Origin of the sequence: Pseudomonas sp. LJDD11, from assembly GCF_024584215.1 — a bacterium.
Lineage (GTDB): Bacteria > Pseudomonadota > Gammaproteobacteria > Pseudomonadales > Pseudomonadaceae > Aquipseudomonas.
In genome coordinates this window covers 42,916-69,788 of the sequence record NZ_JANJFL010000024.1, presented here as the reverse complement: position 1 = coordinate 69,788, position 26,873 = coordinate 42,916, and the positions used below count along the sequence as shown (strand labels likewise).

Below are 26,873 nucleotides of genomic sequence, written 5' to 3'. Positions count from 1 at the left end.
TTTCGATTATCCGGGATCTTTGTTCATGAGCTTCAGCCCCCTGATTCGCCAACTGATCGATGCCTTTCGTGTGTTGCCAGGCGTCGGCCAGAAGACCGCCCAGCGCATGGCATTGCAGTTGCTGGAGCGTGATCGCAGCGGCGGCTCGCGGCTGGCACTGGCGCTGCAACAGGCCATGGACGGGGTCGGGCACTGCAAGAGCTGCCGGACCCTGACCGAACAAGACCTCTGCCCGCAATGCGCCGACCCGCGCCGCGACGATACGCTGCTGTGTGTGGTGGAGGGGCCGACCGACGTGTACGCGGTGGAGCAGACCGGCTATCGAGGTCGTTACTTCGTCCTCAAAGGCCACCTGTCGCCCCTCGATGGGCTTGGCCCCGAGGCTATCGGCATTCCACAACTGATTGAGCGCATCGACAGCCAGGGCACCTTCACGGAAGTCATCCTGGCGACCAACCCCACTGTCGAAGGCGAAGCCACCGCGCACTACATCGCCCAGTTGCTCAACGACAAAGGCCTGATCGCTTCACGCATCGCCCATGGCGTACCGCTGGGCGGCGAGCTGGACCTGGTCGACGGCGGCACCCTCGCGCATTCCTTTGCCGGGCGCAAGCCGATTACCTTGTAAAACCATTCCTCCCGGCGGGGCTGACGTGCCCCAGTGGGTGCCCGGAAGGGTCGGAAAAGTCAGCGCGGTATCACAGCTCATCCAGCGCAAAGCTGGTGAGGCTGAAGGTCGGCACTTGCAGGTCATTCAGGCGTTTTGAGCCACCCAGCTCCGGCAGGTCGATGATCGCCGCCGCCTCATGAACCCTGGCGCCCATGCGGCGAATCAGGTTGACCGCCGCCGTCAGCGTGCCGCCGGTGGCAATCAGATCATCGAACAGCACCACACTGTCGCCGTCGCACAGGCTGTCAGCGTGTACTTCCAGAAAGGCTTCGCCGTATTCGGTCTGGTAACCCTCCGACAACACGTCGGCCGGCAACTTGCCTTGCTTGCGAAACAGCACCAACGGTTTGTTCAACTCGTAAGCCACCACCGAGCCGATCAGAAAACCGCGCGCGTCCATCACACCGATCTGGTTGAAATCAGCATCGATATAGCGCTGTACGAAATGATCAATCACCTGGCGGGTCGCCTTGGGCGACTGGAACAGCGGGGTGATATCGCGGAACACCACACCGGGCTTGGGAAAGTCCACGACAGGCCGGATATGGGACTTGAGCAGGGAGACATCGAAAGACATGCGTACAATCCAGAACAGGTTTGCCCGACAGTATAAGCTGGACTGCTCTGGATCGCAGTTGGGCACCCCTAAAAACTACCTACGTTGCCATCGCTGCGTTGAAGCCAGGCTCAGAATGCTCATTTACAACCCGTAAACTCCGCTTCTTCGCCTGTCTTCGCCTTGCGCTGGCTGCCTCGCTTACGTTTTTAGAGGCGCCCAGTTGTTCTCAACTTTCAGCGTGCAACCGGCAGCGGCTCAGCTTTCCATCGCGCCACCGGCCAGGGCGCACAGCTGGATCGGGTCGATGATGTGGATTTCCTTGCCTTCGGCGGCAATCAGCTCGTTCTGCTGGAAGCGGGTAAAGACCCGCGATACGGTTTCCACAGCCAGGCCCAGATGGTTGCCGATTTCGTTGCGCGACATGCTCAGGCGGAAATGGTTGGCCGAAAAACCGCGGGCACGGAAGCGCGCCGACAGGTTGACCAGAAAGGTCGCGATACGCTCATCGGCGGTTTTTTTCGACAGCAACAGCATCATCTGTTGATCGTCACGAATTTCCCGGCTCATTACGCGCATCAACTGGCGGCGCAGTTGCGGCAGTTGCACCGACAACTCGTCGAGACGCTCGAAGGGGATTTCACACACCGAGGTGGTCTCCAGTGCCTGGGCCGATACCGGATAGGCTTCGGCGTCCATGCCCGACATACCGACCAGCTCGCTGGGCAGGTGGAAACCGGTCAGTTGTTCGGCGCCGCTGTCACTGATGCTGAAGGTTTTCAGGGCGCCGGAGCGCACGGCGTAGACTGACTCGAACGTATCGCCCTGACGGAACAGGAACTCACCCTTCTTCAAAGGACGGCCTCGCTTGACGATCTGGTCCAGCGCATCCATATCTTCCATGTTCAGCGAGAGGGGCAGGCACAGCGGGGCGAGACTGCAATCCTTGCAGTGAGCCTGATTATGAGCACGTACCTTGACTGGCTCGGACATCACTTGATTCCTTGTGGGAGAAGCACACATAGGATGTAAGGGTAACTCAGGCGTGATGACTTGGGCCAGCATGGCAGATCTACCTTGATGTCTGATTGATGTCATATGACGCGTGAAAACCGTTGGCTGCTCGCCGGGTTGAGATAAGCATCAAACAGCATGCACACGGCGCGCACCAGCAACCGACCAGCCGGTAGCACGCGGACACCGTAGTCATCCATCACGATCAAACCGTCGCGGCACATGTTCAGCAACGGTGGCCAGAGTTCATGGAAATAGCCGCGAAACTCGATGGCAAAGGCTTGCTCTATGGCGGCGAAATTCAGTTCGAAGTGGCAGATCAGTTGCTGGATGACCGCACGGCGGATACGGTCGTCCTGATTGCACAGCAGCCCGCGCTTGGTCGCCAGTTGATCGCTGGCCAGCAGGCTCTGATAGTCGCTGAGGTCGTTGCTGTTCTGGCAATACAGGTCACCGATCTGGCTGATGGCCGAGACCCCGAGGCCGATCAGGTCGCAATGGCCGTGAGTGGTGTAGCCCTGGAAATTGCGTTGTAGCGTGCCTTCTTCCTGAGCAATGGCCAGTTCGTCGTCGGGCAGGGCGAAGTGGTCCATGCCGATGTAGCGATAGCCGGCCCCGGTCAGTTGTTCGATGGTGCGCTCAAGCATGCGCAGTTTCTGTTCCGGTTTGGGCAGGGCGTTATCGTCGATGCGCCGCTGCGGCATGAAGCGTTCGGGCAGGTGGGCGTAGTTGAACACCGACAGCCGGTCTGGCTGCAGGGCGATAATCTCTTCCACCGTGCGCGCGAAGCCTTCCGGTGTTTGCAGTGGCAGGCCGTAGATCAGGTCGATATTGACCGAGCGAAACTGCAGGGTGCGCGCCGCTTCAACAATCGCCCGGGTTTGCTCCAGGCTTTGCAGGCGGTTGACGGCGCGTTGCACCGCCGGGTCCAGATCCTGCACGCCGAGGCTGACCCGGTTAAAGCCCAGCTCGCGCAGCAAGCCCATGGACGACCAGTCGGCTTCGCGGGGGTCGATTTCGATGCCGTAGTCACCGGAGTCATCCTCCAGCAGGTTGAAGTGGCTGCGCAGGCAGGCCATCAATTGGCGTAGCTCACCATGGTTGAGAAAGGTCGGCGTGCCGCCGCCCAGATGCAGTTGCTCGACCACCTGATCGGGTGCCAGATGGCAGGCCAGGGTCTTGATTTCATGCTCCAGGCGCTGCAGATAGGCCGGGGCGCGGCTGCGATCCTTGGTGATCACTTTATTGCAGGCGCAGTAGTAACAGATGTTGGCGCAGAACGGGATGTGCACGTACAGCGACAACGGGCGACGCGCCTTGCGGCTGTCACGCAGGGCATGCAGCAGGTCGAACGTGCCCACCTGCGTGCTGAACTGCACGGCGGTGGGGTAGGAGGTGTAACGCGGTCCTGCCAGATCGTAGCGACGGATCAGGTCAGAATCCCAACGAATGACGTCGAGCATGCGGGCATTCCCCTGGTTAGGCTGGCGATGCCCGAGTCTAGATCAGCGTGGGCAGGCGGATCTTGATGTACATCAATGCAGTCAATGCCCCATCAACCAGTGTTGATGCGGGCCTGGCAGGCTCCATAACCCAAAACCAATCACCAGCAGGCCTCCGGCGGTGCGCAGGCCACGGCGGCGCAGCAGTGCACGGGTGCGCTCGGCGGCCGCTCCGGTAAGCAGCAGTACCGGGCAGGTGCCCAGACCGAACGCCAGCATCAATGCGGCGCTGGTCAGTGCATTGCCCTGAATCGCTGCCCACAGCAGGACGCTGTACACCAGCCCGCATGGCAGCCAGCCCCATAGTGCACCCACCGCGGCGGCGCGGGGCAGGGTGCTGATCGGCAGCAAACGGCTGGCCAGCGGTTGCAGATGGCGCCACAGGCCACGGCCGAGGCGCTCGATGCGGGTCAGGCCGCTCCACCAGCCGGCCAGGTACAGGCCCATGGCAATTAACAACAGGGCGGCGATGACCCGCAGCACCATGGCCGCCGGGCCGTTGGCCACCGCGTGACCGAGCAGCCCGGTGAGCAGCCCGGCCAGGCCATAGCTGCTGATCCGTCCCAGGTTATAGGCCAGCAGCAGTGGCCAGCGCCGCGGGTTCGGGGCGGACAGGCTCAGCGCGCCCATCAGCCCGCCACACATACCGATGCAATGCCCGCCGCCGAGCAGCCCGAACATCACGGCCGAGCCCAGCAGAGCAAGGATTTCAGGCATGCCGGTCGCGGTCCTTGTCCTGTTGTTGGCGGATCGCGGCCTGGTGACCGGGGTCCTGATCGTCGAACAGGATGCTGTGCGCCGGGCTGTCGAGATCGTCGTACTGGCCGCTGTCCACCGCCCAGAAAAAAATCCAGATGGCCAAGGCGACCAGTAACAGCGCGGCGGGAATCATGATGTAGAGCGCAGGCATGTTTGCTCCGTGACCACAGGTGAATCGGAGGTGGCCGGCACGCGGCTCAGGCGCAGGGCATTGAGCACCACGGCCAGTGAACTGAGCGACATGCCGATGGCCGCCCACACCGGGGTGATCCAGCCCAGTGCGGCGAACGGCAGCATCAGGCCATTGTACAGCGCAGCCCACAGCAGGTTCTGGGTGATGACTCGTTTGCTGCGCCGCGCCAGACGCAGGGCATCAACCAGCGTCTGCAGCCGGTTGGACAGCAGTACGGCATCGGCGCTGGTCTTGGCCAGGTCGGTGGCCGAACCCATGGCAATGCTGATATCGGCGGCGGCCAGCACCGGCACGTCGTTGACCCCGTCACCGAGCATCAGCACTTTGCGACCTTGCTGATGCAGGCTGTGCAGCACGGCGAGTTTGTCAGCCGGGCGCAGACCGCCCTGATATTGATCGATACCCAGCTCAGTGGCCACGCTGGCGACCATCGGTGAGCTGTCGCCCGACAACAGCAGGGTTTTCCAGCCCCGTGCCCGGCAGGCATTGAGCAACGCCGGGGCATCGCTGCGCAGGCGATCGTCGAGCACCAGCCAGGCCAGCGGCCCGTGTTGGTCGCCCAGCAGCAGCCATTGCCCGGCTTGATCAGGCATGGGCGGCGCCGTATGGCCGCTCAGGGCGCAGACAAACGCGGCTTGGCCGATGCGCAGGGTGCGGCCGTCGACCTTGCCTTCCAGACCCATTCCGGCGTGGGCCTGGGTGTGCGTGGCGCGTTGTGTGGCCGGTCCGAAGGCGCGGGCGATGGGGTGTTCGGAGCGGCTTTCCAGCGCAGCCGCCAGGGCCAGGCAGGTATCGGCATCCAGGGCTGCAAGCGGCAAGATACGGCGCAGTTGCAGGCGACCTTCGGTCAAGGTGCCGGTCTTGTCGAAAATCACGGTGTCGACTTGCTCCAGTGCTTCGAGCACGTGGCCACGGGTCACCAGCAAGCCCAGGCTGTGCAGGCTGCCGGTGGCGGCGGTCAACGCGGTGGGGGTGGCCAGCGACAGTGCGCAGGGGCAGGTGGCAACCAGCATGGCCAGGACAATCCAGAAGGCGCGGTCGGCGTCCAGTTGCCACCACAGCGCGCCGATCAGCACCGCCGCCACCAGCGAGATGACCAGAAAAACCTGTGCGGCGCGGTCGGCCAAGCGTGCCAGTCGGGGTTTTTCTGTCTGGGCGCGTTCCAGCAAACGGACGATGGCCGACAGCCGGGTGTTCTGGCCCAGCGCCCGCACCTGCACGGTCAGCGGGCTGTCGACGTTCAGCGTGCCCGCAGTGACCGCATCGCCGGGGTTACGGGGTTGCGGCAGGTACTCACCGGTCAGCAGCGACTCATCGATGCTCGAATGCCCCTCGATGATCGTGCCGTCAGCGGGCAGCACCGCGCCGGGCAGTACCAGCACCTGGTCGTCGAGCTGCAGTTCGCTGAGCAGAATGCGTTGCTGCTGGCCATCGGCAGTCAGGCGCAGGCATGACGCCGGCAGCAACCTGACCAGTTGCGTGGTGGCTGCGGCGGTGCGCTGCCGGGCGCGGCGCTCCAGATAGCGGCCAGAGAGCAGAAACAGCGCGAACATGCCTACGGCATCGAAGTACAGCTCGCCGCTGCCGGTAATGGCGGTCCAGATCCCTGCGCCGTAGGCCAGGCCGATGGCCAGCGACACCGATACGTCCATGCTCAATTGCCGGTTGCGCAGGTCGCGCAGTGCACCGCTGAACAGTGGGGCACAGCTATAGAACACGATCGGTGTGGTGAGAAACATCGCCACCCAGCGCAGGATGGTATGCATCCCGGCGCTGAGGTCGACATTGAACTCCGGCCAGGTCGCCATGGTTGCCATCATCGCCTGAAACCACAGCAGGCCGGCCACACCGAGGCGGCGCAGGGCCTGGCGGTTCTCACGGGCCAACTGCTCACTGGCCTGGTCAGCTTGCCAGGGATGCGCGAGGTAGCCGATCAGGCGCAGCCGTTCGAGAATCTGGCTCAGCGGCAACTGCGCGGCGTCCCAGCTCAGGTGCAGGCGATGTGTCGTCAGATTCAGCCGTGCGTGGGCAACGCCGGGCAGGCTGTGCAACTGGCGCTCGATCAGCCAGCCGCAGGCCGCGCAACTGATGCCCTCGACCAGCAGGGTGGTGTCGCTGAGTGGGCCGTCCTGGCGGACGAAGCCTTGCTGGACCTCGGGCCGGTCGTAGAGCCGCAGCTCATCGGCCAGCAGGTCGGGTAGTTGTTGCGGGTTGCTGGCCGCCGCGCTGCGGTGCTGGTAGTAGTGTTCCAGGCCGCTGGCCACGATGGTCTCGGCCACGGCCAGGCAGCCGGGGCAGCAGAACTGCCGAGGTTCGCCGAGCACTACTGTCGTGAAAGGGCGGGCGCCGGGCACTGGCAGGTCGCAGTGGTAGCAGGGTGTGGCGCAGGCTTGCTGGTCAGCCAGGCCGCCGTCTGCCACTGCATCTGACGCAGCGGGGTGGCTCAAGGTGCCGCCTGCAAAGGCTCGTCACCCAGGCTCAAAGTGCGCCCCTGGGCGATGAATTCCTCTTCGAACAACCGCCATGTACGGTTCTGCTCGCGGCCCAGCAGTTCAATAAAGCGCCGTCCCTGGACCTTGTCATCGAGCTGCCCGACATAACGGCCGGGCTCGGCCGGGCTGCGATTAAGCACCACATGACGGTCTTTGTCCGGCTGGGTTGGCGACAACAGGTTCAACTCAAGCGTGGCGGGCAGGTGCTCGCCGCTCAGGCGCAGGTCCACTTCGCCGGTCAGTTCGTCCAGTTGCAGAGTGGCGCGCAGCTTCAGGGCCACCGCCAGTTGTTCGCGCTCCAGCGAGCGGTTGATGCCCTTGCCGGCGTCGTAGTAATTGTCGCTGACCAGATTGACCGGGTTATTCACCGCGATCACCACCATGCTCAGGCTCAGGGTCACCGAACAGGCCAGCAGGCCGATGATGAACCAGGGCCAGCGATGCCGGTACCAAGGGGCGACGGGGGAGGTAAGGTGCATGTCGAGTACTTCCTGTTAGCGAATCTGCGGGCCAATGAAACGGCTCTTGGCTTCGATACGGCTGCTGTTGTCGTCGATATCCTGAAGGGTGAACGTCACCTCGTTGGTGGACGACGGCATCTGCTCAGGAGCGCTGGACAGCTCCACCGCCAGGCTCAGGCTTTCGCCGGCCGGCACCCGGATTTCCTGCTGGCCCTGCAGGCGCAGGTCAGGCAGACCGCTGGCTTGCAGCAGATAGCTGTGCGGTTTCTGGTCCTTGTTGAGGATTTTCAGGCTGTAGACGTTCTCGATCCGGCCTTGCGCGTTTTCACGATACAGCATGCGATCCTTGCTGACATCGAAGCCCACCAGCGGACGCAACAGGAACGCGCTGACCAGCGCGCCGATCATCACCAGCAAGACCACGGCATAACCGATCAACCGGGGGCGCAGGGTCTTGGTGACCTGGCCGGACAGGTTGTGCTCGGTGGTATAGCTGATCAACCCGCGCGGGTAGTTCATCTTGTCCATCACGTTGTCACAGGCGTCGATACAGGCCGCGCAACCAATGCACTCGATTTGCAGGCCGTCGCGGATATCGATACCGGTCGGGCACACCTGCACGCACAAGGTACAGTCGATGCAGTCACCCAGGCCCTCGGCCTTGTGATCAGCCTGCTTGCGCCGTGGGCCGCGTTGCTCGCCACGGCGCGGGTCATAGGAGACGATCAGGGTGTCCTTGTCGAACATCACGCTCTGAAAGCGCGAGTACGGGCACATGTGGATGCACACCTGCTCACGCAGCCAGCCGGCGTTGCCGTAGGTGGCCAGGGTGAAGAACGCTACCCAGAAATACGCCCAGCCGTCGGCCTGGCCGGTCAGCAATTCGATGCACAGCTCACGGATCGGCGCGAAATAGCCGACAAAGGTCAGGCCGGTGGCAATGCCTATCAATAACCACAGGCTGTGCTTGGCGCCTTTGCGCAGCAGCTTGTTGGCACTCAGCGGCGCCTTGTCGAGCTTGATGCGCTGGTTGCGGTCGCCTTCGGTGACCTTCTCGCACCACATGAAAATCCAGGTCCACACGCTTTGCGGGCAGGTGTAGCCGCACCACACCCGGCCGGCATAGACGGTGATGAAAAACAGGCCAAAGGCCGCGACGATCAGGATACCCGACAGCAGGATGAAGTCCTGGGGCCAGAAGGTTGAACCAAAAATGTAGAACTTGCGCTCCGGCAGGTTCCACCACACCGCCTGGCGGCCGTTCCAGTCGAGCCACACGGTGCCGAAGTAGATCAGAAACAGCAACGCACCACCGGCCATGCGCAGGTTGCGGAACAAACCCTTGAACGCCCGGGTATGGATCTTTTCGCGGGCGGCGTACAGCTCGACGCTGTTGCTGCCCTTGTCAGGTGGCGGGGTAATGTCTTGAAGCGGTATCCGATGACTCATCGCAACGTCCCACGGCAGTACGAAAGTGCCCGGTTCAGGCCGGGTCGAGCAGTGCTTTCTTATGCCTCGATGATACGCCCGGACCTTGGCAAGGGCCTGCGACATTGGGTCGCTTTGCCCCCTTGTGGCGCTCTGTGCAGGTGACCTGGATCAATTGACACACTAAATAGACGAATAGCCGGGCCAATCTTCATGCAACGGGCTGAACCATGGGTTGAGAACCGGCACGCGGCAATGCTGGAGATCCTGAGTGTTACGGGTCACCACCGTCAACCCATGAACCCGTGCGGTGGCGGCGATCAGGGCATCGCATTGCATTGGGGGGCGAGCTTGCCAACGAATACAGACATAGCGGATGCAGTGATCTCGCCGACCCCTTCGCCAGCAAGCTGGCTCTCACCGGATCAGAGTCGTGCCGGCTACTTGAGCCCGACGCGGGAACGGTGTACTCAGAAAGTGGGCATGACGCGGCTCCGGTGGGAGTCGGCTCAGCCGACGAATGCTGCGAGCGCGCGGCGCCGAGGCGGTGGGTGATCTCCTACGGTTCAGGTTTCTGCGACAAGCTGTAAATGTAAGCCGCCAACACATGCACCCGGTCATCACCCTGAGTCGCTTTCTGGGCCGGCATCTGTCCTTGGCGCCCATTGCGGATGCTCTCCTGCAACTGGGCAAAACTGGTGCCGTAGATAAACGCCTCAGGGTGCTTCAGGGCCGGCGCGCCGAGCAGCGGCTGGCCGTTGAGCTCAGGGCCATGACAGGCGATGCAGGTCGTGGCGTAGAGCGTCTGGCCGGCCAACGGGTCGGCCTTGGCATCGGCCGGCAGCTCGCGGCCCAGGCCGGTGTACACATACGCCGCGACGTCTCTCACCCCTTGCTCGCCGAGCACCGCGCCCCAGGCCGGCATCACCGCCTGGCGACCATTGAGAATGCTGGTCTTGATCGATTGCGGATCGCCGCCCCAGCGCCAATGCTCGTCAGTCAGGTCGGGAAAACCGTAGGCGCCCTTGGCGTCAGAGCCATGACACACAGAGCAGTTGGAGGCGAACAGGCGCGCCCCCATTTGCAGTGCCTCGGGGTCTTTGGCGACGGCCTCGATCGGCATCGCGGCGAAGCGCGCAAAGGTTGGCGCATAACGCGCCTCGGCCCGCTGCATTTCCTTTTCCCACTCATGCACGCCGCTCCAGCCTTGCTGGCCGTCGGCGAAGCGCACTTTATTGTCGGCATCCAGCCATTGGTAGCCCGGCAACAGCCCGCGCCAGTTGCCCAGGCCCGGATACAGCAGCAGGTAGATCAGCGAGAACAGCAAGGTGGCGATGAACAGGTTGAACCACCAGCGCGGCAGCGGGTTGTCGTATTCCTCGATACCGTCAAAGCTGTGTTTGAGGGTTTCATCGGTCTGATCCTGGCGCTCGCCCTTGCGGGTCGCCAGCAACAGCCAGGTCAGGCCCGCCAGGGTTGCGAGGGTCAGCAGGGTAACGTACAGGCTCCAGCCGCTGCTCATGCGTCGGGCTTCCGGTGGTCAGGGTCAAGGCTGTCGGGTTCATCGGCGAACGGCAGCAGGGTCGCTTCGTCGAAGTCCTGTTTGCGTTTGGGACTGAACACCCAGAGCGCCAGGCCGATGAACGCCAACAGCACCACCAGCGTACCCAGGCCACGAATCATTCCGCTGTCCATGCGCTCACCTCTTGCTCTTGATCTGCACGCCCAGACCTTGCAGGTAGGCCACCAGGGCGTCCAGTTCGGTCTTGCCGGTCACGGCGGCCTGGGCACCGGCGATATCGGCATCGGTATACGGCACGCCCAGGCTGCGCAGGGCTTGCATCTTCTTTGCGGTCTGGCTGGCGTTCACCGGTTTATGGGCGAGGAACGGATAGGCCGGCATCTTCGACTCGGGCACTACATCGCGCGGGTTGATCAGGTGAATGCGGTGCCACTCATCCGAATAACGTGCGCCGATTCGCGCAAGATCCGGCCCGGTACGTTTGGAACCCCATAGAAACGGATGGTCCCACACGCTCTCACCGGCCACCGAGTAATGGCCGTAACGCTCGGTTTCAGCACGAAACGGGCGGATCATCTGCGAGTGACAGCCCACGCAACCGTTAGCGATATAGACGTCGCGGCCTTCGAGTTGCAGGGCGGTGTAGGGCTTCATGCCGTCCACCGGGGTGTTGACCGTGTCCTGGAAAAACAGCGGCACGATCTGGGTCAGACCGCCAATGCTGACCGCCAGCACCATCAACAGGGTCAGCAGCCCGACGTTTTTCTCGACGACTTCGTGCTTCATGACTGAGCACCTGACGCGGGTGCCTTTGACACCTGAATGCGCGCGGCCTCGGCAGCGGCCTGCGGGTCGGCGCCGCGTACGGTGAGCCAGGTGTTCCAGGCCATCAGCAGCATGCCGCTGGCAAATAGCGCGCCGCCGATCATCCGCACCACATAGCCGGGATGGCTGGCGACCACCGACTCGACGAAGGAAAAGCTCAGGGTGCCGTCGGCATTCACTGCCCGCCACATCAGCCCCTGGGTAATGCCGTTGACCCACATCGCGGCGATGTAGAGCACCGTGCCGATGGTTGCCAGCCAGAAATGCGCGTGGATCAGACTGACGCTGTGCATCGCCGTGCGGCCGAACAGCCGCGGGATCATGTGATAGGTCGCGCCGATGGTGATCATCGCCACCCAGCCCAGCGCGCCGGCGTGTACGTGGCCGATGGTCCAGTCGGTGTAGTGCGACAGGGCGTTGACGGTCTTGATCGCCATCATCGGCCCTTCGAAGGTCGACATACCGTAGAACGCCAGCGACAGCACCAGAAAGCGCAGGATCGGATCGCTGCGCAACTTATGCCAGGCGCCGGACAGGGTCATCATGCCGTTGATCATCCCGCCCCAGCTCGGCACCAGCAGGATCACCGACATGACCATGCCCAGCGACTGCGCCCAGTCTGGCAGGGCGGTGTAGTGCAAATGATGCGGGCCGGCCCAGATGTACAGGGTGATCAGCGCCCAGAAGTGCACGATCGACAACCGGTACGAGTACACCGGGCGTTCAGCCTGCTTGGGCACGAAGTAATACATCATGCCGAGAAAACCGGTGGTGAGGAAAAAGCCCACCGCGTTGTGCCCGTACCACCACTGAATCATCGCATCGGTGGCCCCGGCATAGATCGAGTATGACTTGAACAGGCTGACCGGTACGGCCAGGTGATTGACCACGTGCAGCATCAGGGTTACCACAATGAACGCACCGTAAAACCAGTTGGCGACATAAATATGCGGCGTGCGGCGGCGCATCAGGGTGCCGAAAAACACGGTGGCGTATACCGCCCAGACCACCGCCAGCAAGATTGCGATGGGCCATTCCAGCTCGGCATATTCCTTGGTCGTGGTGTAGCCCATCGGCAGGCTGATCAATGCCGCGACAATCACCGCCTGCCAGCCCCAGAAAGTAAAGGCCGCCAGCCGGTCGGACATCAGCCGCGTCTGGCAGGTGCGCTGCACCACGTAGTAGGAAGTGCCAAACAGCGCACAGCCGCCGAAGGCGAAGATCACCAGGTTGGTGTGCAAGGGCCGCAATCGGCCGAAGGTCGTCCACTCCAGGTCGAGGTTCAATTGCGGCCAGACCAGTTGCGCGGCGATGAACACCCCGAGCCCCATGCCCACGATCCCCCAGACCACCGTCATGATGGCGAACTGGCGGACCACCTTGTAGTTGTAGGCGGTGCTATTCATTAAGGGGGTCAAAACTCCTGAAGAAACGACAACAATGCAGTCGAACGCCGCGACATTCGCAATGGACGAGCAGGGTGCTGGAAAATTCAACGCCGGCCAGCTTAATGCCTCGAATGCGGGGAGGGAAGCGCGCAGTGTGCGGCTAAATCGCGGGCAAAAAAAACGCACCCCGATCGGGGTGCGTCATTCTCACAAGAGACAGGGTTACAGGAGACAGGGTCTCAGTGGGCGCCTGCCTGAGCCTGGGTCGCTGCGGTGGGTTTGGACAGGCTGTAAACATAGGCCGCCAGTAATTGCACTTTGTCATTACCGAGCAGCTCAGCCTGTGCCGGCATATGACCCTGACGGCCCTGACGGATAGTCTGTTGCAGTTGCGCCAGGCTGGTGCCGTAGATAAAACCGCCTGGTTGGGTCAGGTCGGGCGCGCCCATCAGCGCCATGCCCTTGCCGCCCGCGCCGTGACAAGCCACGCAGGTAGTGCTGTACGCTTGCTGCCCGGCGGCCAGGTCAGCCTGATTGCCTTCTGGCAGTGGCAGCCCCGCCAGTGAGTGACGTACATAGGCTGCAACATTTTTTACGCCTTCTTCACCCAGCACCGGCCCCCAGGCGGGCATCGCGGCGATGCGCCCGGCCATGATGCTGGCCTTGATGGTGTCGGCATTGCCGCCCCAGCGCCAGTTGTCGTCGGTCAGGTTTGGAAAACCGAAAGCCCCCTTGGCGTCGGAGCCGTGACACACCGAGCAGTTGGAGGCGAACAGCCGAGCGCCCATGCGCAGTGCCTGCGGGTCTTTGGCCACGTCCTCAAGCGGCATGGCGGCATAGCGGGCAAAGATCGGGCCGAACCTTGCGTCAGCCTGCTGCATCTCCTTCTGCCACTCGGCATCGCTGGTCCAGCCGTTTTCATAACCGGGCATGATGCCTTTCCAGTTGCCCAGGCCTGGGTAGAACACCAGGTAGATCAGCGCGAACACCAGGGTGCCGACAAACAGCTGGAACCACCAGCGTGGCAGCGGGTTGTCGTATTCCTCGATGCCATCGAAGCTGTGCCCCATGGTCTTGTCGGCGCCGTCGGCCGGCTGGCTTTTGCGGGTACCGATCAGCAACCAGGTCAGGCCAAACAGGCTGCCCAGGGTCAGCACGCTGATGTAGATACTCCAGAAGGTACTCATGGCTGGTTACTCCGCTCAACGGATTGTGCTTTATCGACTGGCGGCTGTGAGGCCAGGGGTTCGTCGGCAAAGGGCGCCATGCGCGCTTTGGCGAAGTCCTCGTTGCGGCGGCTGCTGCATACCCACAGCGACATGCCAAGGAACGCGATGGCCACCACCAGGGTGCCGAGCCCGCGCAGGTCTGCGATGTCCATGTTTCACCTCTTGCTCTTGATGGCGGTGCCCAGCACCTGCAGGTAGGCGACCAGCGCGTCCATTTCGGTCTTGCCCTTGAGGCTGGCCACGGCGCCTTCGATGTCGCTGTCGGTGTATGGCACGCCCAGCGTGCGCATGGCTTTTAGCTTGGCCACCGTGTCACGGCTGTCGACCGGGTGCTCCACCAGCCAGGGATAGGACGGCATCTTCGACTCCGGCACCACGTTGCGCGGGTTGTACAGGTGGGCACGGTGCCAGTCGTCCGAGTAACGGCCACCGACCCTGGCCAGGTCCGGGCCAGTGCGCTTGGAGCCCCACAGGAACGGGTGCTCCCAGACGCTTTCGCCGGCCACCGAGTAATGCCCGTAGCGTTCGGTTTCCGCGCGGAACGGGCGAATCATCTGCGAGTGGCAACCCACGCAGCCTTCACGGATATAGATGTCGCGGCCTTCGAGTTGCAGCGCGGTGTAGGGCTTCATGCCTTCGACCGGGGTGTTGACCACGTCCTGGAAGAACAGCGGCACGATCTGGGTCAGGCCGCCGATGCTGACGGCCAGCACCATCAGGATCATCAGCAGGGTGACGTTCTTTTCGATCACTTCATGTTTCATGGCGCTCTCCTCAGGCCATCTGCGCGGCAGATGCGATTTCGTCAGGCTGCGCGGCGCGCACCGTGCGCCAGGTGTTCCAGGCCATCAGCAACATGCCGCTGAAGAACACCGCACCGCCGACCAGCCGCACGATAAAGCCCGGATGGCTGGCCACCAGGGTTTCGACGAAGGAGTAGGTGAGCGTGCCGTCGTCGTTGATCGCCCGCCACATCAGGCCCTGAGCGATGCCGTTGACCCACATCGAGGCGATGTACAGCACGGTGCCGATGGTCGCCAGCCAGAAGTGCGCGTTGATCAAACCGATGCTGTGCATGGCCGGGCGGCCGAACAGGCGCGGGATCATGTGGTACATGGCACCGATGGAAATCATCGCCACCCAGCCCAGCGCCCCGGCGTGTACGTGGCCGATGGTCCAGTCGGTGTAGTGCGACAGGGCGTTGACGGTCTTGATCGCCATCATCGGCCCTTCAAAGGTCGACATGCCGTAGAACGCCAGCGACACCACCAGAAAGCGCAGGATCGGGTCGCTGCGCAACTTATGCCAGGCGCCGGACAAGGTCATCATGCCGTTGATCATTCCGCCCCAGCTCGGTGCCAGCAGCACCAGCGACATGATCATGCCCAGCGACTGCGCCCAATCCGGCAGCGCGGTGTAGTGCAGGTGATGAGGGCCGGCCCAGATGTACAGGGTGATCAGCGCCCAGAAGTGCACGATCGACAACCGGTAGGAATACACCGGACGTTCGGCCTGCTTGGGCACGAAGTAATACATCATGCCCAGAAAACCTGCGGTGAGGAAAAAGCCCACGGCGTTGTGGCCGTACCACCACTGGATCATCGCGTCGGTGGCGCCGGCGTAGATCGAGTAGGACTTGGTCAGGCTGACCGGCAGTTCCAGGTTGTTGACGATGTGCAGGATCGCCACGGTCAGGATAAAACCGCCGAAGAACCAGTTGCCCACATAGATGTGTTTGGTCTTGCGCGTGGCCAGGGTGCCGAAGAACACCACGGCGTACGCGACCCAGACAATGGTGATCAGAATGTCGATCGGCCATTCCAGCTCGGCGTATTCCTTGGAAGAGGTGTAGCCCAGCGGCAGGGTAATGGCCGCCAGCACGATCACCAGTTGCCAGCCCCAGAAGGTGAACGCTGCCAGTTTGGGCATGAACAGCGGCGTCTGGCAGGTGCGCTGCACCGAGTAATAGGAGCTGGCGAACAGCGCGCAGCCGCCGAAGGCGAAGATCACGGCGTTGGTGTGCAACGGTCGCAGGCGCCCGAAGCTGGTCCATGGCAGATCAAAGTTCAACTCTGGCCAGACAAGCTGTGCAGCCAGAAAAACGCCTAACCCCATCCCGACAATTCCCCAGACCACCGTCATAATGGCGAACTGGCGAACCACCTGATAGTGATAGGCAGAGCGGTGTGTTGTATTCATTTTTAGCGGTATCCCATCCAGCGTGGTCGGAGCCAGCGCCCTACGGTCCAAAGGTGTTGGCAGACTCATCAGAAGCGAGGCAAGCATGGGTAATGGGCTAACTGCCTGTATTGACAGGGATCAATGCGCACAATGGGCGCATGACCAGGGCTGGTTGTGGACCAGGGGGGCGGTCATCGACGGGCAGACGCCGCCGACCCTGATCCTGGCGCATGGCGCTGGTGCGCCCATGGATAGCGAATTTATGAGCGAAATGAGCCGATACCTGGCAGAACTGGGGGTGAACGTGCTGCGTTTCGAGTTCCCCTACATGGCTCAGCGGCGGCTCGGAGGCAGCAAAAGGCCACCTAACCCGCAAGGCCAACTGCTTGATGTCTGGCGTGGGGTGTATACCAGGGTGCGACTTCATGTCGCTGGGCGTCTGGCCGTAGGCGGCAAGTCGATGGGCGGGCGGATGGCCAGCCTGCTGGCCGATGAGCTGCACGCCGATGCACTGGTGTGTCTGGGGTATCCGTTCTATGCAGTGGGCAAACCCGAGAAGCCCCGGGTTGCGCATCTGGCCGATCTGCAGACTCCGACCCTGATCGTGCAAGGCGAGCGTGATGCGCTGGGTAATAAAGACGCGGTGCAGGGTTATGCGTTGTCGGCCGCCATCGACGTGCATTGGTTGCCGACAGCGGACCACGACCTCAAGCCATTGAAAGCCAGCGGCCTGAGCCACGCCCAATGCTTGAGCGAAACGGCGCAACGCATTGCCCGATTCTTGCGTCGCTAACGTTGTGGCTCAGCCTGCCACGGACACGGCAAATTGAAGCGCCCGCCACTGACCCGAAAGCCGAGCGCGGAAATTCCGAACTCGAACTCACCCTGCAAGTGGCGGTGTTCCCGATCAACCCTCTGTAAGTTCAGGGTGCCACTTTGCAGATGCCGGGAGTGATAGATCCGGTTGCGGGCGTTGGGCGTGTCGTTATAGACCACCTGGATTTTCGGGTTGCCTACCAGGGCGTGGTGGCCCGGCTGCAGATCGTGGTCCAGATAAAGACCAATGCTGACGCGCATTCGGCCGGCTTTGCCTTTGGCGATGATCTTCCAGATCCAGTGGCCGCTGGGTTTGGACAGTTCCGGGCGCAAGGTCAGGCAGCCGAGCAGCGCGTCGATATGGACCGGCGTGCCATTGACACAAACACGGAAAAGCTCAGGGTTGATAACCGGCGGGACATTACCGGGGTGGCGGGTACAGAGTTCGGGCATGGTATGCATCATGGCAATAATAAAGACGAACAAAAGGGCGCTACCTAGTCGGTAGCGCCTTGCTGTGGTGTGAGTAGCGGTCAGCGCAGGCCAACCCCCAGCGCGGGTTTATGGTGCAGCAGGTTGGTTTCTGTACCGGTCACCAGGTTTTTCAGGAAGAACCACTGCCAGCCCGCCAGGTTCTGTTGGGCGACGGTTGACGACCAGTACAAGGCGTTGCCCATCGGCCAGCGACTGCCATAGGCGGTATGCAACTCCCGCAATTCATGGATCGAACACAGCCGTGCGCCCAGTTGAGTGGCCGCCGCGACAACCGTGGCAACGCTGCCGTTGCCCAAGCCCAGCGCATGAATCACCCCGGTCACGGTAACCTGATAGCTGAGTTTTTCTCCGCGGCTGTCGGTTGCCGTGATATGTGCGATGCCTTTGCCACGGACGGTCACCAACCCGTTGCCATCGACCTTGGCCACCAACGGATTGCTGGTGCTATAGGTGTAAGGCGCCTGGCCGCCACTGGCGGTACGCTGAACCGTCGTGCCCGCCGGCATATTCGGCAGCAGGTCGGGCGTGCCGGGTAGCAGGTACACCTTGCCGTCCAGCGTCACCGGCCGGGTGTCCAGGCTCAAGCCTTGACGAACGGTCAGCCACAACGGTGCCGAGCTCTGCGGGCGACCGGCCCGGGTGACGGTATAGCCCAGGGTTGCGGTGCTGCCGATACTGGCCAGGATCAGCGCTTTGGGCAGCTTGAACAACAACTCAGGCTGGTTGCCGACACTTTGTTCGGGCGTGTCCTGATGCACCGCACCGCGCCAGTTGACCACCACCCGGTCATCACTGCTCATACCCGGATAGCGCACCCGCACCGTGGCGCCCGACTCAGGGATGCGCGCCGGGTCCACCACACCGTCGGCCCCGACAGTGTCCATGCTCGGGGCCGGCAGGTCATCGAGCCGGTCGAGAATATGCAGGTTAAGGGTTTCGGAAGTCTGAACCTGGCCATTGACCCGGTTCACGGTGTAGGCAATGGCCACGGTCTGACCGGCATTGGCGATGACCAAGGCATAGGCGATGACCAAGGCATAGGCGAACAGCAACGCCAGCGGCTTGCCGGCCTCGTCCTGAGCAATGGTTTTTTCCTTGCTGTCACTGCCCTTGGGGCCTTGCCAGGTCATGGTTACCCGGTCACCGACTCGCAAATCGGCACTGGCTGCGACCTGGGCAGTGGCACCGTAAGGCGCAAGGGCGGGGTCGAGCTGGTTGCCTTGTGCTTCTTTTACTGTTGGGGTGGGCAATGGGGCAGGCGCCGTTTGCCGAATGCTGATCCGTTGCTTGACCGATGCCGATGTCCGACCGCCGCGCTGCACGTCATACCAGACGTCGATGCTGCCATTGAGGTTGGCGATAACGAAGCTGCGTGGCACCCTGAAGATGACCTCTTTGTTCACGGTACCGCTGTTGATCACCGTGTAAGTGTTATAGCTGCCATCCGCATTGCGGCCATCCCAGTGCACCGCGACCCGGTCGCCCACCGCCATGGCCTGGTAAGGCAGCACCCTGACCACGGCTTCAAGCACCACGTCGTCCGGGTCAAGCACGCCCTCTTCATTGACCTTATCCACCTGCGGGGCGGGCAACAGATCGTTGTGATCGGTGTCGACCAGCAGATGCAGGACAGGAGACTTGAAAAATTCCTTGGCAAAGGTGCTGACGGTGTAATTGACTTCCAGCGTCCCCCCGGCCAGCGTGATGACTTTCTCATCCGGGATCAGGAATTCCAGAGTCTTGCCGACATCCGCCTGATTGAGATTTTTGACTTCTTCGTGAACCACCGTAGACCCACTGGCGGTCTTACCCCTCCATACCAGCGTCACATCATGTCCATCGGCCATGAAATGGTAGGCCGGAACCTGAGCGATCACCTTGCGCAAGGTTGGATCCAGCAAACCGTTCACCGCAGCAGGAACGACTGGCAGCGCCAACTCCTGCGCACGGCCCAGGATGCTTAGCGGCAAGCTCTTGGAGCGCAGTTGCTCGCCGGATGCTTTTCTCACCACATACTTCAGCCGCGCACGACCCTGAGCAATCGGCTGAAACTGTTCATTGGGGATCAAAAATTCGACAAAGCTGCCCGGAATGCTGACCTGCCTTGTATCGGTATAAGGCTGCAGTGCAATACCCTCGGCAGTATTACGTTCGACAGTGAACTGGATGATGTCGCCAATGCCGATGTTCGCATTGGCCAACACCAGCGCTTGAACGCCAGCACCGCCCAACTTATCCAGATCCAGTTCCATGTTCGGAGCCTGAGGCGCGATGGGGGCAGGCAGCGTCGAATTACCGGCCTCGGCCTCCACATAAGTTGGCAGTGAGAAGCGCGACCAGTTGTTCACCACATCACGAATGTCGTAGCGCACCACGATGTTTTCCGAGTCACCGGCTTCGATGACCACCTCGCGGGGAATATCCACCACCACCGGATGGCCGACCTGCCCGAGTTGCAGCGCAGGCACACGCACTTGAAGGCCATGCCAGTAAACCGAAAGCAGATCCCCTTCACTCATGTTTTCCCATGGCAATACCGTGACCGAAACACCGTCTGGCGAGATGATGACGCCTGGGGGATTAACGGCAGGCTTGGGCAGTTTTTCGTTTTCGTAAGGCGATTCGGGGTCAGGGTCCCGACCGCCGGGGATGGAGAGTTTAACGGTGACGGTTTTGATGGGGGAGGGTTCAGGAATATTCGCAGGATAGGGCGTGTAGATGTATCTGACATAGGTGGTGCCTGACTGGATCCACCGTGGATCGACGTACAACGAGAAAATGCCATTGGTATTTGGTGCGTCAGGAGAGTGAATATAACTATCCACCGGTAATTCACTATTTCCCCAAAAAAGATCGAGGCGATCTTGTTGGCTTAGAAGCAGGGGGCCGATGAGAACCTCAAGTGATTTTGACGGGTCGGCCACGTCAGTATCGCCGACACCTTCCGGATAATGACTCAGGATTTTCAGTTCGGGCAAGGCTCTTGTGGTATTCATAATGATTGGTCTTTATCGTTGAGGAAGAGGTGAGCTGAACTCACCTCTTTTCTGAGGAGTTAAATTGGGCAGATGCCAAACTCACGCATGTCTACAAAACTATTTTGCTTCTTCGAATTTCCTTGACCTTTGTCGCTTCTGACTTTGAAGTGAGCTTCGGTGTGGCCGAAGCAATGCTGATTCAAAATGCTGCGAGGGATAAGCAAGTGGTAGCCATTTTGGACTTCGTTTTCTGTTAGTTCGGCAGATGTGTGTGTCCATTCAAATTTAACTTCGCCGCCGACCAAGCTGTCATAAGCCTCGTAGATGAAATGGACAGTTTGTCCTGGTGCGATATTTAGATAGGGCTTGATAAATACAGGTGCACCATTGATGCTATTGATACGGTTGAGGGTGTTGTTATCACCGATTGCAGTAAACTCGGGTGCTGCGGGGCCGTCAGGGCCGCCCGGAAGTTCATCCTTGGATTGGACGACGATTGACTGCGTTTCAGAAGTTGATACGTTTGGATTGCCCGATGACGAGACTGTGTAATTAACCCGAATGTCACTTCCTGTGCCGACAGGCGTGAATAGCGAGTTTAGTGCAGTTAAGAGCAGCGGGCGACCGGCGACGACGTCGGTATTGGTGATGAGGTAAGGTTGTTCAAGCACCGTTACCCCCTCCCAGAATACAGTTATCAGCTGTGAAGCCTTGAAGCCGGGGTTCCAATTAATCATGATGGTCGCGTTTAGCTCGAAGTCATTTTCATCGATGAAGTTGTCTTCGTTGCTTGGCGTGCTGCTGGCACCCTTGATGATTGGGCTACTTAAAGGCGTTGGGACGGGGAGTGTGATGTGAACGTTGACTGGAAGTTGGGTTGAAATGCCGACAGGATGGCCTTCTCTTAGAACTTCATATTTAAGCTGAATGGCACCATCTCCAGCGATTTCAATGGTGCGATACTCGACGTCGAAAATCAGGATGAAAGGCTCCTCAAGATCTTCCGGAGCAACGGGAACGGGACCCAGCAATTCACTCCCCCAATGCAGGACGATTTGATCTCCATCCATGATGATCTCGGAGCTTGGGATTTTTACTTCAATACCGTTCAGAGCTTCAATGTGAGTGATTAAACCATCATTGTCGTCAATCACTGGCGCAGGCAGGTCGGGTGTGATTTCTGTCAGGAACAGCGGGATTGTAATTTTCTTTGAGTCGGCCGAGGTGTTTCCTGCCCGGTCAGTCACGGTGTAATAGGTCGCGCCTGCAGGGTTCGGGAGGCTTCCAAGAAATGCTTTGGTAAAGCCAATATCAATAGAATCATTTTCATCTTCCTCACCGCTCAAAATAAGTTCCGGGCCAGGTACCTCTCCCCAATATGATTTGATTACATCGCCGCGCTGCAGGCCGGAGTAGCCGAAGATACTGCCTGTCAGTACATCCCCCATGTTAAGTAGTTCTTCGGCGGTAAGGCCATCCTTGGCTTCAGCAGGGAAATCCATATAACCGAGCTGGTGAGTGCCGGGCGGGGTCCGGTCGACAATAATTGTTGTAGCCGGTGACTCATCGGGCACGCCTCCTGGGAAACCAGTTACCACGTAATCAAGTTTGTAGGCGCCGTCTGCTTGCAACTCAGTGTCTACGGGGATATCGAGTTGCAAGATTGTTCCGATAGGGGGGACTGGCTTAAGCAAACCCTCTATCCCGACTGTATGATCATTCAATCGCAGCTGGTAAGTGTCGTTCTCTCTGGCGCCCTCCCACAGAGGGAACTCAACGGTAATGTCTGATGCAAGGTCAGCTGTCTTGATCAAACCATCTACTGGGTCAGCAATCGGGACCAGCGGTGGTGGAATAATTAGCTCTTTAAGAAGCTTGGGGCGTCGTACACGTTTGTTGATGTGGCTATTATTCATGTCGTTGTTCCTGGTTTGTGAATGGTATTTGAAAATAACTGTATGTCTATAAGTTGAGATGTCACTCTCATGAGTGAAGGTCTTCACAACTGTTAATTACGTAATCGCAACTATCTTTCTGTGTCAATGATTTTTTTGGAGCCTGCAGGGGTTTTTTAGAAAATAGTCAGTGCTGTTTTTTGCAAGTGTTTATGGAGTCTTTTTTCTGTAGGAGAGATTGGCTTGGAGGCCAGGAAAAAGACTACAAAATATGGAAATGTAGGACGGTCTGAAGGACGTTTCTGATCTCTAGAGTGAGGCTGTCATCTGTTTAATTAGAGTGAGTAAAGGATTGAGCGTTAATACAATGCAAAAAAAGCGTTTTAGGAGCGGGCTTGGAGGTGGGATGATGTTGGTCTGTGCTCCTTTGATGGCTGAAAGTAGTGCCTATTGGGTGCCTATAGATAATGAGCGTTTTACCATTGATGCCTCTTATCCGGTTGAGTCTTACAGTGTGATTAATGGGGCATACGTGTTGGCGACAGGAGCTGAAATAAAGCACATGTCAGTGATGAACTCTGATGTAGATGTTGAGCGTGGTACCCGAATATTTGGTGGAATGAAAATTGGTGGCAAAGGAAGGCTGACTGTCAGCGATTCATCTATAACCAACGAGCGCGCGATTGGACTGACTCTTCATAATGGGTTTCGAGCTTATATCACCGATAGCGTGCTCGCTGGTCATGGGGCTGGGCTAAGCGTAGCGTTTAGCTATGCTTATTTGGAAAATGTAAAGGTCTTTGGGAACGGAGGCGTTTTCGACCATTGGTCAGGTTGGGGGATTGGCGTTTTGGGGGGGGAGGCAAGTATTTCTCGCGGTAGCCACATAACAGGCGATGAGTATGCGATTTACATGACTCATCCTGAGACAGCTGTCGGAGTCAATTACAACTACGGCAAAGTTCAGGTTAACAACTCTACTCTTGAGTCTTTTAAGGGGGCAGCGATCAGGGTAGAAGGGCGGGATGGAATCGCTCACAAAGCCGATATTGATATCAGTGCTGGCTCTATTTTACTCTCCGGCAATGGCAACCTTCTAGAAACCTTCAATCAAAGCACCACCCATTTCACCGTCGACAACAGCCGCCTGACCGGCAACCTCGTTGCCGATGACACCAGCACCCTTAACGTCACCCTGCAAAACAACGCGCAACTCACCGGCAATATCATCAACGGCAACCGGTTGGCGTTGGCTTCCGGTGGCTATTGGCAAATGACCGGGGATAACAGCCTCAAGACGCTGAACATGGATGGCGGTGCGGTCGGTTTTGGTGACGAGGGGTTCAAGACCCTGTCGCTGAACGAGCTGTCGGGGCATGGCAATTTCGCTATGCGGGTCGATCTGGACCACGGTATTGGCGATCTGCTGAACGTCAATGGTCAGGCCAACGGGCAATTCGGTTTGCGCGTGCAGAACACCGGGCATGAGGTGGTTTCGCCGGATCTGCAGCCGCTGCGTGTGGTGCACACCGAGGGGGGGAGTGCGCAGTTCAACCTGATTGGCGACCGGGTCGACCTGGGCGTCTACTCCTACGGTCTGGAACAGCAGGGCAATGACTGGTTCATTGTCGGTGAGGACAAAACCATCAGCCCTTCCACGGGCAGCGCCCTGGCGTTGTTCAATGCTGCACCGGTGGTCTGGATGGGTGAGTTGTCGACCCTGCGCAGCCGCATGGGCGAGGTGCGGGGCACCGGTCTGGGCGGCGGCTGGATGCGTGCTTATGGCAACCGCTTTGAGGCTTCGACCAGTAACGGCATTGATTACCGGCACCAGCAGCAAGGCTTCAGCCTGGGGGCGGATGTGCCGGTACCGGTGGGCAATGGTCAGTTGTCGCTGGGTGTGATGGCGGGTCATAGCCAGTCGGATCTGGATTTGAGTCGCGGCTCCAGCGGCACGATTGACAGTGTGTATGTCGGCACCTATGGCACCTGGTTGAGTGAGCAGGGCTACTACCTGGATGCGGTGCTCAAGCTCAATCGGTTACGCAACAAGGCCAAAGTGGCGATGAGTGACAGCACCAGGGCCAAGGGCGATTACGCCAATACGGCGGTGGGCGCGTCGCTGGAATTTGGCCGCCAGATCCGCCTGGCCGATGGCTGGTTCGTCGAGCCGTATACTCAGTTGGCAATGGTGGATGTGCAGGGCGAGGGCTACCAGCTGGACAATGGTTTGCGGGCCGATAACAGCCACACCCGATCGGTGCTGGCCAAGGCCGGTGCCTCGTTAGGGCGGGATATTGCGCTCAAGGATGGTGGTGTATTGCAACCCTATGTGCGGCTGGCCGCAGCCCAGGAGTTCTCACGCAATAATGAGGTGAAGGTCAATGATCGCCACTTTGACAACGACCTGTCCGGGTCGCGGATGGAGGTCGGCGCCGGGGTATCGGTGGCGTTGTCTGAGCGCCTGCAGTTGCATGCCGATTTCGATTACATGAACGGCAAGCGGGTCGAGCAACCCTGGGGGGCTAATGTGGGGCTGCGTTTTGCATTCTGACAAAAGGGCATCTTTAAACTCTGCCTGCAGGCGGCCTCGCCTGCGTTGTTAGAGGCATCCATCTGAACCTTGGTTGAGCAAAGCCCCCGGTGAGTGATCACCGGGGGCTTTGTGCTTTAGCCGATGGTCGTTGGCTGCTCCACGACCACTTGCAGGACGGGTGATGTGCCGATCAATTGGTCAGCGCGATAAACCTCGTAGTACAGGTTCAAAGTGCCGTACTGCGGTCGGTCGATCAGTGGATATGCCAGGCATAGCAGCCAGACGACGTCCTGATCGCCGCTGTTGTGATGCAGGGGTTGGTAGCATTCATGGTTGCCCCAGTAGAACAGAATGACATCTTCCTTGCGCATCTGTGGCGAGCCCGGAATCAGTACGGTGACGCCGCTATTGGCCTGTTCCAGGGTGATGGCTTCGGGGTTGGCGTTGGGCAATTGTGGCGCTTTGAGACTGGCTGAAATGGTCGGCAATGAGCGCAGCAGATCAGGGTCTTTAATGAACTGGCGTTTGATGGTTTGTTGTTCCTGAGTGGTAGCGAGTGGCTTGTCAGTGTTGGGTGTGTTTTTTTCTATGTCGTCCATTAGAGCCTCTATGTTGTGAGTGGTTGCGATTGTGCGGGGATATTTAATCCATCTGTCAGAGCTTTGATCAAGAGATGCCAAAATGATGGTTTTCTTGAGCGGTTTTTGTTTTGGTGTTTCTGGATATTTCAATTATTTCTCGGTGGCTATTTAGTGGCGTCTAGCATAGCCCCGTAGTTAAAGGGTTTTCCAATTGTGCAGGAATAAGTGCTGAGATTTCATACGGCTCTGCAGGTAGGAAGAGGATTACAGAGCTGCTTATTTATAAGTAGGAATAATCTCCAGTGTCTCGAATCCACTGAAATCATCAGAAAAATCCTTCAACATTTTGCAAGTCATCCTGCACTCAAATAGGTGCAGGATGAATTTTTTGGTGCTCAGACGGATTGGCCGTCGTTTGTTTCATTGCGGCATGGACAGAGTGACGGGGCTGGCCAGCCGGGACTGATTACCGGCCCGGTCGGTGACCTGATAGGTCATGGTGATGGTAGGGCTCTGCAGGCTTTGCAGAAAATCACGGCTGAAGCTGATCTGCATGGCTCGCTCGGCCAGGTCTTCGTTGCCGACCTGATAGATCGGACCCTGCACGCCATTGCACAGGGTCATGAGCGTGTCTCCGGCAGCCATGTGCGCGTAGCCCGGTACATGGCCGGCCAGCGCATCGCCGAAATTGATCTGCCGGAACATCATGGGGGCGAGCAGGGCGGCGCCAGGGGCGGTTCGGTCGATGCGGATCAGTACGGTCGGAGAATCGATAGCGACTCCGCCAGGATAGCCCGTCAAACGATAACCGATTCGGTAAGTACCTTCTGCTTGTAGTGCCTCAAGGGGAAGTTTCAGTTTGATGGGGTCTTCTGGAATCGTACCGGGTAACGGGAACGCTACTCCAACTGGCGAATGGTTGACTATTAATTGACAGATATCTCCTGGTTTCGGCTCTTGCCAGATAGGGCACATGACGAGAAGATCATGCGCCAGATCGATTAGTTTGATCAGTCCATCTGCTTCGGCTACAGGGACGGTGGGTGGCATGAGTGGAAAGTTTTTTTGGTTGTACATAGGTGCTTTCACTGTGGGGTTCGTAGAAGGTCGTGATCTTGCAATTGCTTAAGGCAAGGTTTGATTTATGCGGTGGTCAATTGACTTGCCTGGTAAATTACCTAATCGCCTGGTAATCCCTCTGTCAACACCTCTGCGGGAACTTTCCCTGTTTGTTAGAGATTTAAGAAGTCTCCTACCGGCTCTAATTGAAAGAGCCTACTCTGTTCTATTCATAAGTTACTGTTCTGTCCCGCCAGACCCTGAGCAAACACCAATAAAAAACCCCGTCAGGC

24 protein-coding genes and 1 pseudogene are annotated in these 26,873 nt (G+C 59.5%); 3 read left to right on the top strand and 22 right to left on the bottom strand.

The genetic code is table 11. The features are described 5' to 3' along the window. Nucleotides 1–25: 25 nt before the first annotated feature. Nucleotides 26–628, top strand: a complete 603-nt coding sequence (gene recR, locus NRB16_RS22750) for a recombination mediator RecR (protein WP_045489836.1) — start codon at nt 26–28, stop codon at nt 626–628. 70 nt (nt 629–698) lie between these two features. Here recR and NRB16_RS22745 read toward each other — a convergent pair whose 3' ends face one another. From NRB16_RS22745 to ccoN (NRB16_RS22665), 17 genes and pseudogenes are all read right to left on the bottom strand, one after another. After that, nucleotides 699–1,247: an adenine phosphoribosyltransferase gene (locus NRB16_RS22745; RefSeq protein WP_045489838.1), complete on the bottom strand. Its 549-nt coding sequence runs from the start codon at nt 1,245–1,247 to the stop codon at nt 699–701. Between the two features lie 237 nt (nt 1,248–1,484). Next, on the bottom strand, nt 1,485–2,219 hold the full coding sequence (fnr, locus tag NRB16_RS22740; RefSeq protein ID WP_257106997.1) for a fumarate/nitrate reduction transcriptional regulator Fnr: 735 nt from the start codon (nt 2,217–2,219) through the stop codon (nt 1,485–1,487). A 101-nt stretch (nt 2,220–2,320) separates the two neighbouring features. Beyond that, nucleotides 2,321–3,703 carry an oxygen-independent coproporphyrinogen III oxidase gene (gene hemN / locus NRB16_RS22735; protein ID WP_257106996.1) on the bottom strand — a complete coding sequence of 461 codons (1,383 nt, stop codon included), beginning with the start codon at nt 3,701–3,703 and terminating at the stop codon, nt 2,321–2,323. Nucleotides 3,704–3,784: 81 nt separating this feature from the next. Further along, nucleotides 3,785–4,459, bottom strand: coding sequence for a sulfite exporter TauE/SafE family protein (locus NRB16_RS22730; protein WP_045489844.1), 675 nt, complete (start codon nt 4,457–4,459; stop codon nt 3,785–3,787). Continuing rightward, nucleotides 4,452–4,652, bottom strand: a complete 201-nt coding sequence (gene ccoS, locus NRB16_RS22725; RefSeq protein ID WP_045489846.1) for a cbb3-type cytochrome oxidase assembly protein CcoS — start codon at nt 4,650–4,652, stop codon at nt 4,452–4,454. The genes NRB16_RS22730 and ccoS overlap by 8 nt, the downstream gene beginning before the upstream one ends. Next, entirely contained in the window at nt 4,631–7,099 is a 2,469-nt protein-coding gene (locus tag NRB16_RS22720; RefSeq protein ID WP_257107009.1) for a heavy metal translocating P-type ATPase, read from the bottom strand. The genes ccoS and NRB16_RS22720 overlap by 22 nt, the downstream gene beginning before the upstream one ends. A 38-nt stretch (nt 7,100–7,137) precedes the next feature. Then, the gene (locus tag NRB16_RS22715; protein WP_257106995.1) at nt 7,138–7,665 is read right to left on the bottom strand and encodes a FixH family protein; all 528 of its coding nucleotides are present in this window, start codon (nt 7,663–7,665) and stop codon (nt 7,138–7,140) included. 15 nt (nt 7,666–7,680) lie between these two features. After that, nucleotides 7,681–9,096 (bottom strand): cytochrome c oxidase accessory protein CcoG, encoded by a 1,416-nt coding sequence (ccoG, locus tag NRB16_RS22710; RefSeq protein WP_257106994.1) that lies wholly within the window; start codon nt 9,094–9,096, stop codon nt 7,681–7,683. 162 nt (nt 9,097–9,258) lie between these two features. Continuing rightward, nucleotides 9,259–9,420, bottom strand: a pseudogene (locus NRB16_RS22705) (type II toxin-antitoxin system VapC family toxin); the annotation flags it as partial. Nucleotides 9,421–9,634: 214 nt separating this feature from the next. Further along, nucleotides 9,635–10,597 carry a cytochrome-c oxidase, cbb3-type subunit III gene (ccoP, locus tag NRB16_RS22700; protein WP_257106993.1) on the bottom strand — a complete coding sequence of 321 codons (963 nt, stop codon included), beginning with the start codon at nt 10,595–10,597 and terminating at the stop codon, nt 9,635–9,637. Beyond that, a complete protein-coding gene (locus NRB16_RS22695; RefSeq protein ID WP_045489854.1) occupies nt 10,594–10,770 on the bottom strand; it encodes a CcoQ/FixQ family Cbb3-type cytochrome c oxidase assembly chaperone in 177 nt (58 codons plus the stop codon). The genes ccoP (NRB16_RS22700) and NRB16_RS22695 overlap by 4 nt, the downstream gene beginning before the upstream one ends. A 4-nt stretch (nt 10,771–10,774) precedes the next feature. After that, nucleotides 10,775–11,383 carry a cytochrome-c oxidase, cbb3-type subunit II gene (ccoO, locus tag NRB16_RS22690; RefSeq protein ID WP_045489856.1) on the bottom strand — a complete coding sequence of 203 codons (609 nt, stop codon included), beginning with the start codon at nt 11,381–11,383 and terminating at the stop codon, nt 10,775–10,777. Then, nucleotides 11,380–12,828 carry a cytochrome-c oxidase, cbb3-type subunit I gene (ccoN, locus tag NRB16_RS22685; protein WP_162484336.1) on the bottom strand — a complete coding sequence of 483 codons (1,449 nt, stop codon included), beginning with the start codon at nt 12,826–12,828 and terminating at the stop codon, nt 11,380–11,382. Before ccoN (NRB16_RS22685) ends, ccoO (NRB16_RS22690) begins: the two co-directional genes overlap by 4 nt. A 221-nt stretch (nt 12,829–13,049) precedes the next feature. Beyond that, nucleotides 13,050–13,997, bottom strand: a complete 948-nt coding sequence (gene ccoP / locus NRB16_RS22680) for a cytochrome-c oxidase, cbb3-type subunit III (protein ID WP_045489860.1) — start codon at nt 13,995–13,997, stop codon at nt 13,050–13,052. After that, a complete protein-coding gene (locus NRB16_RS22675) occupies nt 13,994–14,191 on the bottom strand; it encodes a cbb3-type cytochrome c oxidase subunit 3 (protein WP_045489862.1) in 198 nt (65 codons plus the stop codon). Before NRB16_RS22675 ends, ccoP (NRB16_RS22680) begins: the two co-directional genes overlap by 4 nt. A gap of 3 nt (nt 14,192–14,194) precedes the next feature. After that, nucleotides 14,195–14,803, bottom strand: coding sequence for a cytochrome-c oxidase, cbb3-type subunit II (ccoO, locus tag NRB16_RS22670; RefSeq protein WP_045489864.1), 609 nt, complete (start codon nt 14,801–14,803; stop codon nt 14,195–14,197). A gap of 10 nt (nt 14,804–14,813) precedes the next feature. Continuing rightward, complete coding sequence (gene ccoN / locus NRB16_RS22665; protein ID WP_045489866.1) at nt 14,814–16,238, bottom strand: cytochrome-c oxidase, cbb3-type subunit I; 1,425 nt, start codon at nt 16,236–16,238, stop codon at nt 14,814–14,816. A gap of 85 nt (nt 16,239–16,323) precedes the next feature. Between ccoN (NRB16_RS22665) and NRB16_RS22660 the strand changes: the two genes are divergently transcribed. Further along, the gene (locus NRB16_RS22660; protein ID WP_045489868.1) at nt 16,324–17,013 is read left to right on the top strand and encodes an alpha/beta family hydrolase; all 690 of its coding nucleotides are present in this window, start codon (nt 16,324–16,326) and stop codon (nt 17,011–17,013) included. Here NRB16_RS22660 and NRB16_RS22655 read toward each other — a convergent pair. The 3 genes from NRB16_RS22655 to NRB16_RS22645 form a co-directional block, all read right to left on the bottom strand. Continuing rightward, nucleotides 17,010–17,489 (bottom strand): hypothetical protein, encoded by a 480-nt coding sequence (locus NRB16_RS22655; protein WP_257106992.1) that lies wholly within the window; start codon nt 17,487–17,489, stop codon nt 17,010–17,012. The two genes, NRB16_RS22660 and NRB16_RS22655, sit on opposite strands and share 4 nt — an antisense overlap. A gap of 80 nt (nt 17,490–17,569) precedes the next feature. After that, nucleotides 17,570–20,356 carry an Ig-like domain-containing protein gene (locus NRB16_RS22650; RefSeq protein WP_373568496.1) on the bottom strand — a complete coding sequence of 929 codons (2,787 nt, stop codon included), beginning with the start codon at nt 20,354–20,356 and terminating at the stop codon, nt 17,570–17,572. Nucleotides 20,357–20,586: 230 nt separating this feature from the next. Then, nucleotides 20,587–22,425 carry a hypothetical protein gene (locus tag NRB16_RS22645; RefSeq protein ID WP_257106990.1) on the bottom strand — a complete coding sequence of 613 codons (1,839 nt, stop codon included), beginning with the start codon at nt 22,423–22,425 and terminating at the stop codon, nt 20,587–20,589. Between the two features lie 892 nt (nt 22,426–23,317). Here NRB16_RS22645 and NRB16_RS22640 point away from each other — a divergent pair. Beyond that, nucleotides 23,318–24,958: an autotransporter outer membrane beta-barrel domain-containing protein gene (locus tag NRB16_RS22640; protein WP_257106989.1), complete on the top strand. Its 1,641-nt coding sequence runs from the start codon at nt 23,318–23,320 to the stop codon at nt 24,956–24,958. Between the two features lie 116 nt (nt 24,959–25,074). On the opposite strand, the gene NRB16_RS22635 is transcribed toward NRB16_RS22640, so the two are convergent. Together NRB16_RS22635 and NRB16_RS22630 are read right to left on the bottom strand one after the other, a co-directional pair. Beyond that, the gene (locus NRB16_RS22635; RefSeq protein ID WP_253142065.1) at nt 25,075–25,539 is read right to left on the bottom strand and encodes a hypothetical protein; all 465 of its coding nucleotides are present in this window, start codon (nt 25,537–25,539) and stop codon (nt 25,075–25,077) included. A gap of 402 nt (nt 25,540–25,941) precedes the next feature. Next, nucleotides 25,942–26,598 carry a hypothetical protein gene (locus NRB16_RS22630; RefSeq protein WP_257106988.1) on the bottom strand — a complete coding sequence of 219 codons (657 nt, stop codon included), beginning with the start codon at nt 26,596–26,598 and terminating at the stop codon, nt 25,942–25,944. Nucleotides 26,599–26,873: the final 275 nt, after the last annotated feature.

Coding starts and splice junctions, on each gene's coding strand:
- NRB16_RS22745 (WP_045489838.1), bottom strand. CDS start 1,247: ATGTCTTTCGATGTCTCCCTGCTCAAGTCCCATATCCGGCCTGTCGTG.
- NRB16_RS22630 (WP_257106988.1), bottom strand. CDS start 26,598: ATGTACAACCAAAAAAACTTTCCACTCATGCCACCCACCGTCCCTGTA.
- fnr (WP_257106997.1), bottom strand. CDS start 2,219: ATGTCCGAGCCAGTCAAGGTACGTGCTCATAATCAGGCTCACTGCAAG.
- ccoP (WP_257106993.1), bottom strand. CDS start 10,597: ATGAGCAGCGGCTGGAGCCTGTACGTTACCCTGCTGACCCTCGCAACC.
- NRB16_RS22715 (WP_257106995.1), bottom strand. CDS start 7,665: ATGCACCTTACCTCCCCCGTCGCCCCTTGGTACCGGCATCGCTGGCCC.
- NRB16_RS22655 (WP_257106992.1), bottom strand. CDS start 17,489: ATGCCCGAACTCTGTACCCGCCACCCCGGTAATGTCCCGCCGGTTATC.
- ccoN (WP_162484336.1), bottom strand. CDS start 12,828: ATGAATAGCACCGCCTACAACTACAAGGTGGTCCGCCAGTTCGCCATC.
- ccoN (WP_045489866.1), bottom strand. CDS start 16,238: ATGAATACAACACACCGCTCTGCCTATCACTATCAGGTGGTTCGCCAG.
- recR (WP_045489836.1), top strand. CDS start 26: ATGAGCTTCAGCCCCCTGATTCGCCAACTGATCGATGCCTTTCGTGTG.
- NRB16_RS22695 (WP_045489854.1), bottom strand. CDS start 10,770: ATGGACAGCGGAATGATTCGTGGCCTGGGTACGCTGGTGGTGCTGTTG.
- ccoG (WP_257106994.1), bottom strand. CDS start 9,096: ATGAGTCATCGGATACCGCTTCAAGACATTACCCCGCCACCTGACAAG.
- ccoO (WP_045489864.1), bottom strand. CDS start 14,803: ATGAAACATGAAGTGATCGAAAAGAACGTCACCCTGCTGATGATCCTG.
- NRB16_RS22635 (WP_253142065.1), bottom strand. CDS start 25,539: ATGGACGACATAGAAAAAAACACACCCAACACTGACAAGCCACTCGCT.
- NRB16_RS22640 (WP_257106989.1), top strand. CDS start 23,318: ATGACTCATCCTGAGACAGCTGTCGGAGTCAATTACAACTACGGCAAA.
- ccoS (WP_045489846.1), bottom strand. CDS start 4,652: ATGCCTGCGCTCTACATCATGATTCCCGCCGCGCTGTTACTGGTCGCC.
- ccoP (WP_045489860.1), bottom strand. CDS start 13,997: ATGAGTACCTTCTGGAGTATCTACATCAGCGTGCTGACCCTGGGCAGC.
- NRB16_RS22660 (WP_045489868.1), top strand. CDS start 16,324: ATGGGTAATGGGCTAACTGCCTGTATTGACAGGGATCAATGCGCACAA.
- hemN (WP_257106996.1), bottom strand. CDS start 3,703: ATGCTCGACGTCATTCGTTGGGATTCTGACCTGATCCGTCGCTACGAT.
- NRB16_RS22730 (WP_045489844.1), bottom strand. CDS start 4,459: ATGCCTGAAATCCTTGCTCTGCTGGGCTCGGCCGTGATGTTCGGGCTG.
- NRB16_RS22645 (WP_257106990.1), bottom strand. CDS start 22,425: ATGAATAATAGCCACATCAACAAACGTGTACGACGCCCCAAGCTTCTT.
- NRB16_RS22675 (WP_045489862.1), bottom strand. CDS start 14,191: ATGGACATCGCAGACCTGCGCGGGCTCGGCACCCTGGTGGTGGCCATC.
- ccoO (WP_045489856.1), bottom strand. CDS start 11,383: ATGAAGCACGAAGTCGTCGAGAAAAACGTCGGGCTGCTGACCCTGTTG.